The organism is Pseudomonas sp. PME37.24/025, assembly GCF_055556615.1.
Genome location: NZ_JBVHNK010000002.1, coordinates 625,470 through 638,930, shown reverse-complemented (window position 1 = coordinate 638,930; position 13,461 = coordinate 625,470). Strand labels below are relative to the sequence as shown.

Below are 13,461 nucleotides of genomic sequence, written 5' to 3'. Positions count from 1 at the left end.
CGTCTCAACCGAGGCGCGCATTCTACAGCAGCCTCTGTTGCTGTCAAGCGGTTATTTTCAGAAGTTTTCAAAGTTTCCTTTGCAACTTCAACCACTTGCGCTTCCGATCTCTCGTTAGCGGGAGGCGAATTCTACAGCGTTACTCGCTGCTGTCAACACCTCTTTTTCTCCGCTTTCGACCGAGAAGATCGAACCGTCAATAAGGCGAAAACACACTGCCTTACCAACTCCTTCTGGCTTCGATGAACTGAAGCGTAACCGCTGCCGAAAACTGCGTAACTCTTTGTTTGCCAAGGAGTTTTCCGTTTCGACTGCGCCGGAAGTGGGGCGAATTATAGACTTCCAGAATCTGCCGTCAACACCAATCTTCACATTTCTGTCATATAAGTCCAAAAAGCCCGAAAACACGAAGGCCGACCTCAAGAGGTCGGCCTTCTGCCCTTCTACTTACAAGCTAGGGAATGCGAACTGCGAAGCCTCATGGCTCGCTCGTTGCGGCCAGCGCTGGGTAATAGCCTTGCGACGAGTGTAGAAACGCACGCCATCCGGACCATACGCATGCAGATCGCCGAACAGCGAACGCTTCCAGCCGCCAAAGCTGTGATAAGCCACTGGCACTGGCAATGGCACGTTGACGCCGACCATGCCCACTTCAATCTCATCGCAAAACAACCGCGCCGCTTCTCCATCACGAGTGAAGATACAGGTGCCGTTGCCATACTCGTGATCGTTGATCAGTTGCATCGCCTCTTCCAGGCTGTTGACCCGGACGACGCACAGTACCGGCCCGAAGATTTCTTCTTTATAGATGCGCATTTCTGGCGTGACGTTATCGAACAGACAACCGCCCAGGAAGAAACCTTCTTCATGACCGGCCACGCTCAGACCACGACCATCCACCACCAACGTCGCACCCGCTGAAACGCCGTCTTCTATATAGCCACTGACTTTATCGCGAGCCTGACCAGAAACCAGCGGCCCCATGTCCAAGCCACAGGTCGTACCCGCACCGATTTTCAGCGCTTTGACCTGCGGCACCAGTTTGGCCACCAACGCATCGGCCACCTGATCGCCGACGCACACGGCTACCGAGATTGCCATGCAGCGCTCACCGCACGAACCGTACGCCGCACCCATCAGTGCGCTGACTGCGTTATCCAGATCCGCATCTGGCATTAATACCGCGTGGTTCTTCGCCCCGCCCAGCGCTTGGACGCGTTTGCCGCGCTTGGTGCCTTCGGCGTAAATGTATTCGGCAATCGGCGTCGAACCGACAAAGCTCAGCGCTTTGACTTCCGGCGCTTCGATCAGGGCATCCACAGCGGCCTTATCACCATGCACCACACTCAGCACGCCTTTCGGCAGGCCGGCTTCCAGTAACAATTGAGCAATCAGCAGCGTCGAGCTTGGATCACGCTCGGACGGTTTCAGGATAAAGCAGTTGCCGCAGACGATCGCCAACGGATACATCCACAGCGGCACCATGGCCGGGAAGTTGAACGGGGTAATACCGGCCACCACACCCAATGGCTGGAAGTCCGACCAGGCATCAATGTTCGGCCCTACGTTACGGCTGTACTCGCCCTTGAGAATTTCCGGTGCAGCACAGGCGAACTCGACGTTCTCGATCCCGCGCTTCAATTCACCGGCCGCATCTTCCAGGGTCTTGCCATGTTCTTCACTGATCAGTTGTGCGATGCGGGCTTCGTTCTGTTCCAGCAGTTGCTTGAAGCGGAACATCACCTGAGCACGCTTGGCCGGCGGAGTGTTACGCCAGGCCGGGAACGCAGCTTTGGCCGAGTCGATAGCTTTTTGAATGGTTTCACGGCTGGCCAATGGCAGCTTGTGGATCGCTTGACCGGTGGACGGGTTGAACACGTCGGCCGTACGACCGTCTTCGGTCACCAGTTCGCCATTGATCAAATGCGGGATAAGGCTCATGCGGGGCTCCTGAAAAAGTTGTCCACGGGCGCCCTTCAAAGGGCGCCTTTCTTTCTATTAGAGGGAATAGAGGGAAAAATCAGTCGATTTTGTTCAGCACTTCGCCAACCGCGTCGAACAGACGATCGAGGTCTTGCGGCTTGCTGTTGAAGGTTGGGCCGAACTGCAGGGTATCGCCGCCGAAGCGCACATAGAACCCGGCTTTCCACAGAGCCATGCCGGCTTCGAACGGACGCACGATCGCATCGCCGTCGCGAGGTGCAATCTGGATGGCACCGGCCAACCCGTAGTTACGAATGTCGATGACGTTTTTCGAGCCCTTCAGACCATGCAACGCATTTTCGAAATGCGGCGCCACTTCCGCCACGCTCTGCACCAGGTTTTCCTTTTGCAGCAGGTCCAATGCCGCAAGGCCCGCAGCACAAGCCACCGGGTGTGCGGAATAGGTGTAGCCGTGCGGGAATTCCACCGCGTATTCAGGCGTCGCCTGGTTCATGAAGGTTTGATAGATCTCGGAGCTGGCAATCACCGCGCCCATCGGGATCGCGCCGTTGGTGACTTGCTTGGCAATGCACATCAGGTCAGGAGTCACGCCGAAACTGTCGGCGCCGAACATCGAACCGGTACGCCCGAAACCGGTGATCACTTCGTCGAACACCAGCAGGATATTGTGCTGATCGCAGATCTCGCGCAGACGCTTGAGATAACCCTGTGGTGGAACCAGAACGCCAGCGGAACCAGCCATGGGTTCGACGAATACCGCAGCAATGTTCGAGGCATCGTGCAACTCGATCAGCTTGAGCAGTTCATCGGCCAGGGCGATACCACCCAGCTCCGGCATCCCACGGGAAAACGCATTGCTCGCCAGCAAAGTGTGCGGCAGGTGATCGACGTCCATCATCGCCTGACCGAACAGTTTGCGGTTGCCGTTCACGCCGCCGAGGCTGGTGCCGGCGATGTTCACACCGTGATAACCACGAGCGCGACCGATCATTTTGGTTTTGGTGGCCTGGCCTTTCAGGCGCCAGTAAGCACGCACCATTTTCACCGCTGTGTCTGCACACTCGGAACCCGAGTCGGTGAAGAACACGTGATTCAGATTGCCCGGCGTCAGGTCGGTGATTTTCTCGGCCAACTGGAACGACAACGGATGCCCGTACTGGAAGCCCGGCGAGTAATCGAGGGTGCCCAATTGCTTGGCCACCGCTTCCTGGATTTCCTTGCGGGTGTGTCCGGCGCCGCAGGTCCACAGCCCCGAGAGCGAATCGTAGACCTTGCGGCCCTTGTCATCTGTCAGCCAACTGCCCTCGGCAGCCACGATCAGTCGCGGGTCGCGCTGGAAATTGCGGTTCGCGGTGTAGGGCATCCAGTGAGCATCGAGCTTGAGCTGGCTGGCCAGGGAAGTCGGGGCGTTTTCAGGCACGTTCATGGGCAAAACCTCGCAGGGCAATAAGCGGCGTGGAGATGAAAAGCGTTCTTGCAGCTAAATTGCCACGGAGATAAAGTCGGTGAAATCCAACTTTTCTAACCTTCAGTCAGCCCGCTACTAAACTTTGAGTAAACAAAGCATGAGCAGCCGTCGTCCCGATCCGCTGGCGCAAGTCAGTGACTTTGATATCCGCCTGTTGCGGATTTTTCGCAGCGTCGTGGAATGCGGCGGCTTCTCCGCAGCAGAATCGGTGCTGGGGATCGGTCGCTCGGCGATCAGCCAGCAGATGAGCGATCTGGAGCAACGCCTCGGCCTGCGTCTGTGCCAACGCGGTCGCGCCGGTTTTTCCCTGACCGAAGAAGGCCGCGAGGTCTACCAATCAGCGCTGCAGCTATTAAGTGCGCTGGAAAGTTTCCGCACCGAGGTCAACGGCCTCCACCAGCACTTGCGCGGAGAGTTGACCATTGGCCTGACCGACAATCTGGTCACCCTGCCCCACATGCGCATTACTCACGCCTTGGCGCAGTTGAAGGAGCGTGGTCCGGACGTGCAGATCCAGATCCGCATGATCGCGCCCAATGAAGTCGAACAAGGCGTGCTCGACGGTCGCTTGCACGTCGGAGTGGTGCCACAAGCCAGCGCGCTATCGGGTCTGGAATATCAGCCGCTCTACAGCGAACGCTCGCTGTTGTATTGCGCGGTCGGCCATCCGTTGTTCTATGTCGACGACAAACAACTGGACGATGAACGCCTCAATAGCCAGGACGCCATCGCCCCGACCTTCCGCTTGCCCGCCGAGATTCAGGCCCATTACCAGGCACTCAATTGCACCGCCAGTGCGTCGGATCGCGAAGGCATGGCATTCCTGATTTTGACCGGACGCTACATCGGTTATCTGCCGGATCATTACGCCAGCCTCTGGGTGCAGCAGGGCCGATTGCGTGCACTGAAACCCAAGGCGCGCTTTTATGACCTGAGCCTGGCATCGGTCACACGCAAGGGCCGTCGTCCTCACTTGGTGCTGGAGAGTTTTCTGGAGAGCCTGGCGGCGACGCGTTGAGAACTTGTGGGAGCGGCGGTGCGGCGATCCGACTTGCTCGCGAAGAGGGAGTGTCAGCCGATATTTATACAACTGACACACCGCCTTCGCGAGCAAGCCCGCTCCCACAGGGATTATGGTGTTCAGGTTTTATCGCAACAGGACTTGTCTGCGGCCTGCGGGTGCGCTATCAACGCATCTGGTTGCACCCATTTACCTGTTCGGAAGTGCCTATGACCTTTGAAGTCCCAGCCCACGGCGGCAAACCCGCCAGCCGCATTCGTCAGAAGAACGAAGAGACCATCATCAAAGCCGCCGAAGACGAGTTCGCCCGTCACGGGTTCAAAGGCACCAGCATGAACACCATCGCGCAGAATGCCGGATTGCCCAAAGCGAATCTGCATTACTACTTCACCAACAAACTCGGTTTGTACGTGGCGGTGCTGAGTAACATTCTTGAATTGTGGGACAGCACTTTCAATACCCTGACCGTCGAGGATGATCCGGCAGAAGCATTGACCCGATATATCCGCGCAAAAATGGAATTCTCCCGACGCCGGCCACAGGCTTCGCGGCTCTTCGCCATGGAGGTCATCAGCGGCGGCGAATGCCTGAGCGAGCATTTCAACCAGGACTATCGCACCTGGTTTCAGGGCCGGGCCGCAGTGTTTCAGGCGTGGATTGACGCCGGCAAAATGGACCCGGTCGAACCGGTGCACCTGATCTTCCTGCTGTGGGGCAGCACCCAGCATTACGCCGATTTTGCCACGCAGATCTGCCGTGTCACCGGGCGCACAAAGTTGACCAAGCAAGACATGGAAGACGCCGGCAACAACCTGATCCGCATCATTCTCAAAGGCTGCGGCCTGACGACTGATATCTAAGACACTTATGCCTTTCACCCTCAGCGGTTTTTGCGAATACCGCGAAGAGATTCGCAAAAGCCGCTTCATCGCCCTCGCCGGACCAATCACTAGCGCAGCTGATGCCCAAGCGTTTATCGAGCAGCACAGTGATTTGAACGCCTCGCACAATTGCTGGGCCTGGAAACTCGGCGATCAATACCGCAGCAATGACGATGGCGAACCCGGCGGCACCGCTGGCCGGCCGATTCTGGCAGCGATCGAAGCGCAAGATTGCGATCAGGTCGCGGTGCTGGTGATCCGCTGGTATGGCGGCATTCAACTGGGCACCGGCGGCCTCGCCCGGGCCTATGGCGGCGGTGCCAACAAATGCCTGCAAGGGGCGCCGAAGGTCGAGCTGATCAGCCGGGTGCCGGTCAGTTGTGCCTGTGCGTTTGGCGAGTTGGCGCTGGTAAAGCTTCGGGTAGCGGAACTGGGCGGTTTGGTGGTGGAGGAAACCTTTACGGCCAATGGCGTGGAACTGCAATTGGCGATCGGCGAGGGGCAGATAGATACCTTGCAGATGCAGCTAGCGGACTTGAGTCGCGGGCGAATTTTGTTGCAGCGATAAAAGATCAAAAGATCGCAGCCCGCGGCAGCTCCGCCGACCGTGTACATCCGTAAGAAATGCAATCCTGTGAGAGCCGCCGAAGGCTGCGATCTTTTGGGGCGCCCCGATTTGCCCTGCCTTCGATACTTGCCCACATCTGCTGTGCACCCGGCTGTGGATAACCTGAGCACATTCCGCTGTAACCCTTCTGTCATGCGGCTTTGCGGGCTTTGCTCATTTTTCATCCAAATCCCCAGCAGCCACATTTATTCCACGTAAAAACAATCAGTTAGAGCGGTTTATCGCCATTAGAAGAAAGCCCCTCAGTGCTTATGCCCCTCCGGTCGGCTTGCGCACAAATACTGTGGAACAACCTGTGGATAACCCGTTCATGGCTGGCGCAGCCCCATGTCCGACATAGCTTGCAGGGTATTGCTCGTTTTTTGATCAATTCAGCGCGCGCAAAACCGGAGCCTGATCAAAGAACGTGCCCTCAAGTGGTGCCTGATTCGGAATTGGAATATGACGGGGCATCCTCCACAACCCCTATTCCAGCAAGGCCTTGTCGATTTCCTGACTCAATGGCCAGGAAATTGCTTTATCCCCAGGCATAACTTCTGTCGACCTGAGCCTGTCATGTCCAACCCCGCGCCGATCCCCGATCAAATACCTCGCCTGCAACTGCGCAGAATCAGCAAACGTTACCCCGGTTGCCTGGCCAACGATGCCATCGACTTGAGCATTGCGCCCGGTGAAATCCACGCCCTGCTCGGTGAAAACGGTGCGGGCAAAAGTACCCTGATGAAGATCATCTACGGCGTCACTCACGCCGACTCAGGGGAAATGATCTGGCAGGGCCAGCGCGTGACCATGCACAACCCGGCCCAGGCGCGCGGCCTCGGGATTGGCATGGTGTTCCAGCATTTCTCGCTGTTCGAAACCCTGAGCGTGGCGCAGAACATCGCGCTGGCAATGGGCGCTGCGGCAGGAACACCGAAGCAGCTTGAGCCGAAGATTCGCGAAGTGTCCCAACGCTACGGCATGGCCCTGGAACCGGAGCGACTTGTCCACAGCCTGTCCATTGGCGAACGTCAGCGGGTGGAAATCATTCGCTGCCTGATGCAGGACATCCGCCTGTTGATTCTCGATGAGCCAACGTCGGTACTGACTCCGCAAGAGGCCGACGAATTGTTTGTCACATTGCGCCGACTGGCCGCCGAGGGCTGCAGCATTCTGTTTATCAGCCACAAGCTCGGCGAAGTGCGCGCGTTGTGCCACAGCGCCACGGTGTTGCGCGGCGGTCGGGTGGCCGGGCATTGCGTGCCGGCGGAGTGCTCGGATCGGCAACTGGCGCAGTTGATGGTCGGTGAAGCCGCCGAGCTGATCACCGACTATCCAAAGGTCATTGGCGCTGATGCATTTTTGAGTGTGACGGGATTGTCCTGGCACAACCCGGACCCGTTCGGCTGCTCTCTGAAGAATATTGATTTCGACGTGCGCAGCGGCGAAATCGTCGGTGTCGCCGGAGTGGCCGGTAATGGTCAGGATGAGTTGCTGGCCTTGCTCAGTGGTGAAGAACGGTTACCTCGCGATGACAGCGCAACGATCAGTTTCGGCGGGCAACCGGTGGCCCATTTGCGCCCGGATGCTCGACGTAAACTTGGCTTGGCATTCGTCCCCGCTGAGCGTCTGGGGCATGGCGCGGTGCCGGAACTGAGCCTGGCCGATAACGCCCTGCTCACCGCGTTTCAACAGGGACTGGTCAGCAACGGGCTGATCCAGCGCAGCAAGGTCGAAGCGCTGGCCAAAGACATCATCCGCCGCTTCGGGGTCAAGACACCCGATGCCCAGGCACCGGCTCGCAGCCTGTCCGGCGGCAACCTGCAAAAATTCATTCTCGGCCGGGAAATCCTCCAGCAGCCCAAATTGCTGGTGGCCGCGCACCCGACATGGGGCGTGGACGTCGGCGCGGCCGCGACCATTCACCGGGCATTGATTGCCTTGCGCGACGCTGGCGCGGCGATTCTAGTGATCTCTGAAGACCTCGACGAATTGTTCCAAATCAGCGACCGCCTCGGCGCCCTGTGCGGCGGTCGGCTGTCGCCCTTGCAGGCCACCATCGACACCCATCTGAGCGACGTCGGCGGCTGGATGGCCGGCCAGTTCGATACCCCTCATTCACCTGCCCCCGTAGCGCTTTAACGGAGTTTCACATGCTGCTTTCTCTCGAACCCCGTGGCCAGCAATCACGCCTGATGTTGTGGTGCTCGCCCTTGCTGGCGGCCGTGTTGACGCTGGGCTGTGGCTCATTGCTGTTTATCGCGCTGGGCCACGATCCGGTGCTGACCTTGCACACGTTGCTGATTGCACCGATCAGCGACTTGTACGGCGTCTCCGAATTGTTGGTCAAAGCGTTGCCGATTTTGCTCTGCGCATTGGGCCTGGCGGTGGCGTATCAGGCGCGGATCTGGAACATCGGCGCCGAAGGTCAGTTGCTGGTCGGCGCCCTCGCCGGCAGTGCGTTGGCGGTGAACATCATTGGCTTGCAAAGTCGCTGGGCGCTGGTGCTGATCCTGGTGGTCGGCACCTTGGCCGGTGCCGCGTGGGCCGGGCTGACGGCATGGTTGCGCACGCGCTTCAACGCCAATGAAATCCTCACCAGCATCATGCTCAATTACATCGCCCTGAACCTGCTGCTGTTCTGCGTCCACGGGCCGCTGAAGGACCCGGCCGGGTTCAACTTTCCAGAGTCGGCGATGTTCGGCGATGCCAGTCGACTGCCGCTTTTGATGGAGGACGGCCGGGTTCACGCCGGTGTGTATTTTGCCTTGCTCGCGCTGGTGGCGGTGTGGGTATTGCTGCAGAAAAGCTTTGTCGGCTTCCAGATCAAAGTGCTCGGGCTGGACAAGCGCGCCGCCGGTTTCGTCGGCTTTCGCGAGAAGCGGCTGATCTGGCTGGCGCTGTTGATCAGCGGCGGTTTGGCGGGATTGGCCGGGGTGTGCGAAGTCACTGGGCCGATAGGCCAACTGGTGCCGCAAGTCTCACCGGGTTACGGCTATGCGGCGATCACCGTAGCGTTTCTCGGGCGACTGAATCCCATCGGTATTCTGTTTTCCAGCCTGTTGATGGCACTGCTGTACATCGGCGGCGAGAGCGCGCAGATGAGCATGAACCTGCCGCAAGCCATCACTCAATTGTTCCAGGGGATGATGCTGTTTTTCCTGTTGGCCAGTGACGTGTTGATTCTCTACCGACCTCGTTTGAACCTGCGCTGGGCTCGCCGTGCACCCACCACCGCCGTACACGCAGGAGCCCTGTGATGGATATCGATCTGCTGAGCAATATTTTCTACGCCATGGTTCGCTGCGGTACGCCATTGTTGCTGGTGGCGCTGGGCGAGCTGATTTGCGAGAAGAGTGGCGTCCTCAATCTGGGGCAGGAAGGCATGATGCTGTTTGGCGCGGTGATCGGTTTTATCGTCGCGCTGAACAGCGGCAACCTCTGGCTTGGCGTGTTGCTGGCCATGCTCGCCGGGATGCTGTTGTCGTCGCTGTTCGCCTTGGTGGCACTGGTGTTCAACGCCAATCAGGTGGCGACCGGGTTGGCGTTGACGATCTTCGGCGTGGGCCTGTCGACCTTTGTCGGTGCAGCGTGGGTTGGCAAACCATTGGCGGGTTTCGAGCCGATGGCGATTCCATTCTTGAGTGAAATCCCGCTGATTGGGCGGATGCTGTTTGCTCAGGACTTGCTGGTGTATCTGTCGTTCGCGCTGTTCACGTTAGTGGCCTGGGTGATTCTGAAAAGTCGCGTCGGGTTGATTATTCAAGCGGTCGGCGAAAGCCCGGACGCGGCCAGCGCCATGGGCTTGCCGGTGTTGCGCGTGCGCACGCTGGCGGTGCTGTTCGGCGGGGCCATGGCGGGGTTGGCCGGGGCTTATTTGTCCCTGGCCTACACGCCGATGTGGGCGGAAAACATGAGCGCCGGTCGCGGCTGGATTGCTCTGGCGCTGGTGGTGTTTGCCAGTTGGCGGGTGTGGCGATTGCTGCTCGGGGCGTATCTGTTCGGGCTCGCCAGCATCCTGCATTTGGTGGCGCAGGGGTTGGGGCTGGCGGTTCCGTCGAGCCTGCTGGCGATGCTGCCGTATGTCGCGACCATTGTGGTGTTGGTGCTGCTGTCACGGGATGCCGTGCGCACACGGTTGTATGCGCCGGTGTCGTTGGGGCAGCCGTGGCAGGCGGGGCATTAGCGAAGACTTCAAGGGCCTCATCGCGGGCAAGCCCGCTCCCACAAGTTTTGTGTCGATCGAAAATTCCGTGTTCGTCAAAGTCACTGTGGGAGCGGGCTTGCCCGCGATGGCGACCGAACCGGCAGCACTTGAACAACGCCCCACGCCAATTCAAAGATCAGAAAAACAACCAGCAATGAACTGGCGCCGTGGAGCAAGGCATACAGCTGCCAAGCCGAAAACAGAAACCGCCCCACCGCGTCATACCGCCCAAACACCAACTGCGGATCACGAATCCGCAGCACCGCCCAGACACACACAATCGAACCCAACAAATTCGCCATCAGCATGTGCGTCGGCTCGAACGGCGGTAGCTCGCCAGGCAAATTGAAAGCCTGACTCAGGCTCAACAACACGCCATGCAACGCCGCAAAACTCCACGGTGTCACAAAAGCAGCGGTCACGATCAGGTCGTACCACGCACTGCCACGCACCACTTGACGATATTGCGTTGAAGTCCACATCCGTCTTGCTCCATAAATTCAGGGAGCAACAAGGCTAAAGCCTGGAGTATGCTCCAGGGTCAAGCCCTCTCGAGACATCAAGATGCGCGTCGGTGAATTAGCCCAGGCCAGCGCCGTCAGCCGCGACACATTGCGCTTTTACGAGCAGCGCGGGTTGACCGCCGCACAACGCAGCGCCAATGGTTATCGCGACTATCCGGCGGAGATGGTGCAATTGGTGCTGTACATCAAGACCGCTCAGCGGCTGGGCTTTACCCTCGGCGAGATCGGCAGCAGCGTCGGCCAATGCCGTTACCCAGCTGCTGCAAGACAAACTCAACCTGATTGAAACCCGCATCGCCGATGCTCGATGTCTTGCGTCAGGAATTGCAACATCGACTCGGTCAACATTGTCCATTGAATCCGTGATTTCTCATCCATCAAGGAAGCCATTCATGTCTACGGTAAAAACCGCACTCATCATCGGTGCCTCCCGAGGCTTGGGCCTCGGTCTGGTGAAAACCCTGCTGGCCGACGGTTGGCAAGTCACCGCCACCGTGCGCAACCCGCAGAGCGCCGAAGCCTTGCAAGCGTTGGGCAAGGTGCGGATCGAAAAACTCGACATGGACGATCAGCAAGCGGTCATCGCCCTGAGCCAACAACTCAAGGGTGAAGTGTTCGACCTGTTGTTCGTGAATGCCGGGGTCAAAGGCCCGGAGGTCCAGACGCCGGGCGGCGCGACGTTGGCCGAGGTCGGTCAATTGTTCTTCACCAACGCCGTGGCGCCGATAAATCTGGCCCAGCGTTTCGTCGGGCAGATTCGTGAAGACAGCGGTGTGCTGGCGTTCATGAGTTCGGTGCTGGGCAGCGTGACCATGCCTGACGCGCCGGAGCTGGCGCTGTACAAGGCCAGCAAAGCGGCGCTGAACTCCATGACCAACAGCTTCGTCACACAATTGGGCGAACAGAAACTCACCGTGCTGTCGCTACATCCGGGTTGGGTGAAGACTGATATGGGCGGTGAAGGCGCGGACATTGATGTGCAAACCAGCACGCGCGGGCTGATCGATCAGGTGAATGCGTATGCCGGCAAGGGCGGACATCATTTTGTGAACTACAGGGGCGAGACTATTCCCTGGTAACACCACCGCACCCTGTGGGAGCTGGCTTGTCGGATCGCCGCACCGCTGCGATAGCATCACCTCGGTATCGCTGAAAGACCGAGGTGCCTGCATCGCGGGCAAGCCCGGCTCCCACAGGGTTCAGTATCGTCTGGTCGGGGGAGGCTTGCCCGCGAAGCTTTTTTGTTCGAAACTCCGCACCTCGCCCCCGTGGCGACCCTGGATCAGCAGACAGGGCAACACTGAGCTGGCAACCCTGAACCCAACTTTCAGAGGAGCCGGCCACCATGCCTGCGACCCGTACCTGGTTAAAAAATCCCCTCGCCATTTTCACGGCCAACGCGCTCGATGCCCGTGGCGGTCTGGTGCTGCAAGACGGTTTGATCGTCGAAGTGCTCGGCGCCGGCCAGCAACCCTCCGCGCCCTGCGACCACATTTTCGATGCGCGCGAACACGTGATCCTGCCGGGGCTGATCAACACCCATCACCACTTCTATCAAACCCTGACCCGTGCCTGGGCGCCGGTGGTCAATCAGCCGTTGTTCCCATGGTTGAAAACCCTCTATCCGGTCTGGGCTCGCCTCACCCCTGAAAAACTTGCCCTCGCCACCAAAGTCGCGTTGGCCGAGTTGCTGCTGTCCGGGTGCACCACCGCCGCCGATCACCATTACCTGTTTCCGGAAGGCCTGGAAAACGCGATCGACGTACAGGTCGAGAGTGTTCGCGAACTGGGTATGCGCGCCATGCTCACTCGCGGTTCCATGAGCCTTGGCGAAAAAGACGGCGGCCTGCCACCGCAGCAAACCGTCCAGGAAGGCGAAGTGATCCTCGACGATAGCCAACGTTTGATTGCCGCATACCACGAGCGCGGCGACGGTGCGCAGATTCAGATTGCCCTGGCACCGTGCTCACCGTTCTCGGTGACCCCGGAAATCATGTCCGCCAGCGCCGAACTGGCGAACACCCTCGACGTGCGCCTGCACACGCACCTGGCGGAAACCCTCGATGAGGAAGACTTCTGCCTGCAACGCTTCGGCCTGCGCACCGTGGATTATCTGGACAGCGTCGGCTGGCTCGGCCCGCGCACGTGGCTGGCTCACGGTATTCATTTCAACCCCGACGAAATCGCCCGTCTCGGCGCGGCCGGCACGGGTATTTGCCATTGCCCGAGTTCGAACATGCGCCTGGCCTCCGGCATTTGCCCGACGCTGGACCTGACCGCTGCGGGTGCGCTGCTGGGGCTGGGCGTGGACGGTTCAGCGTCCAACGATGCGTCGAACATGATCCTCGAAACCCGTCAGGCGCTGTACATCCAGCGGCTGCGTTATGGCGCGGAAAAAATTACGCCGGAGTTGGTACTGGGCTGGGCGACCAAGGGTTCGGCGAGTTTGCTCGGGCGCACCGATATCGGTGAACTGGCGGTGGGCAAGCAGGCGGATCTGGCGCTGTTCAAACTGGATGAACTGCGCTTCTCCGGCAGCCATGATCCGGTGTCGGCGCTGCTGCTGTGCGGCGCGGATCGGGCGGACCGGGTGATGGTCGGCGGCAAGTGGCGGGTGATCGATGGGCAAGTTGAGGGACTGGATCTGAAAGGGTTGATTGCCGATCATAGCCAGGCAGCTCGACAGCTGATCGCCGGTACCTGACACAACACCAAACAAATGTGGGAGCGGGCTTGCTCGCGAAGACGGTGTGTCAGTCGACATCAATGTTGCATGACGCACCGCTTTCGCGATCAAGTCGAATCGTCG

11 protein-coding genes and 1 pseudogene are annotated in these 13,461 nt (G+C 59.2%); 9 read left to right on the top strand and 3 right to left on the bottom strand.

Features of this window, described 5'->3' with window-relative positions; all coding sequences use genetic code 11:
* Positions 1-447 precede the first annotated feature (447 nt).
* Together ACZ3HH_RS06015 and aptA are read right to left on the bottom strand one after the other, a co-directional pair.
* Entirely contained in the window at positions 448-1,941 is a 1,494-nt protein-coding gene (locus tag ACZ3HH_RS06015) for a CoA-acylating methylmalonate-semialdehyde dehydrogenase (protein WP_007906810.1), read from the bottom strand.
* 79 nt (positions 1,942-2,020) lie between these two features.
* A complete protein-coding gene (aptA, locus tag ACZ3HH_RS06010) occupies positions 2,021-3,370 on the bottom strand; it encodes an omega-aminotransferase AptA (protein WP_258619861.1) in 1,350 nt (449 codons plus the stop codon).
* Between the two features lie 139 nt (positions 3,371-3,509).
* Here aptA and ACZ3HH_RS06005 point away from each other — a divergent pair, with 139 nt between their 5' ends.
* The 6 genes from ACZ3HH_RS06005 to ACZ3HH_RS05980 all read left to right on the top strand — a co-directional run bounded on the left by ACZ3HH_RS06005 (position 3,510) and on the right by ACZ3HH_RS05980 (position 10,107).
* Positions 3,510-4,430 carry a LysR family transcriptional regulator gene (locus ACZ3HH_RS06005; protein WP_008006295.1) on the top strand — a complete coding sequence of 307 codons (921 nt, stop codon included), beginning with the start codon at positions 3,510-3,512 and terminating at the stop codon, positions 4,428-4,430.
* Positions 4,431-4,642: 212 nt separating this feature from the next.
* Positions 4,643-5,293: a TetR/AcrR family transcriptional regulator gene (locus tag ACZ3HH_RS06000; protein ID WP_465803384.1), complete on the top strand. Its 651-nt coding sequence runs from the start codon at positions 4,643-4,645 to the stop codon at positions 5,291-5,293.
* A gap of 7 nt (positions 5,294-5,300) precedes the next feature.
* Positions 5,301-5,882, top strand: coding sequence for an IMPACT family protein (locus ACZ3HH_RS05995; protein WP_465803382.1), 582 nt, complete (start codon positions 5,301-5,303; stop codon positions 5,880-5,882).
* A gap of 615 nt (positions 5,883-6,497) precedes the next feature.
* The gene (locus tag ACZ3HH_RS05990) at positions 6,498-8,063 is read left to right on the top strand and encodes an ABC transporter ATP-binding protein (protein WP_465803380.1); all 1,566 of its coding nucleotides are present in this window, start codon (positions 6,498-6,500) and stop codon (positions 8,061-8,063) included.
* Between the two features lie 11 nt (positions 8,064-8,074).
* Positions 8,075-9,181: an ABC transporter permease gene (locus tag ACZ3HH_RS05985; RefSeq protein WP_465803379.1), complete on the top strand. Its 1,107-nt coding sequence runs from the start codon at positions 8,075-8,077 to the stop codon at positions 9,179-9,181.
* Positions 9,181-10,107 (top strand): ABC transporter permease, encoded by a 927-nt coding sequence (locus ACZ3HH_RS05980; RefSeq protein ID WP_465803377.1) that lies wholly within the window; start codon positions 9,181-9,183, stop codon positions 10,105-10,107. The genes ACZ3HH_RS05985 and ACZ3HH_RS05980 overlap by 1 nt, the downstream gene beginning before the upstream one ends.
* Before the next feature lie 80 nt (positions 10,108-10,187).
* Here the strand turns inward: ACZ3HH_RS05980 and ACZ3HH_RS05975 are convergent, their stop codons facing one another.
* Positions 10,188-10,610, bottom strand: coding sequence for a hypothetical protein (locus ACZ3HH_RS05975; RefSeq protein WP_465803375.1), 423 nt, complete (start codon positions 10,608-10,610; stop codon positions 10,188-10,190).
* A gap of 82 nt (positions 10,611-10,692) precedes the next feature.
* Here ACZ3HH_RS05975 and ACZ3HH_RS05970 point away from each other — a divergent pair.
* The 3 genes and pseudogenes from ACZ3HH_RS05970 to ACZ3HH_RS05960 all read left to right on the top strand — a co-directional run bounded on the left by ACZ3HH_RS05970 (position 10,693) and on the right by ACZ3HH_RS05960 (position 13,356).
* Positions 10,693-11,018, top strand: a pseudogene (locus tag ACZ3HH_RS05970) (MerR family transcriptional regulator).
* Between the two features lie 26 nt (positions 11,019-11,044).
* Entirely contained in the window at positions 11,045-11,731 is a 687-nt protein-coding gene (locus ACZ3HH_RS05965; RefSeq protein WP_465803373.1) for an SDR family oxidoreductase, read from the top strand.
* Between the two features lie 266 nt (positions 11,732-11,997).
* A complete protein-coding gene (locus ACZ3HH_RS05960; protein WP_465803371.1) occupies positions 11,998-13,356 on the top strand; it encodes an 8-oxoguanine deaminase in 1,359 nt (452 codons plus the stop codon).
* The last annotated feature ends 105 nt before the right edge of the window (positions 13,357-13,461 follow it).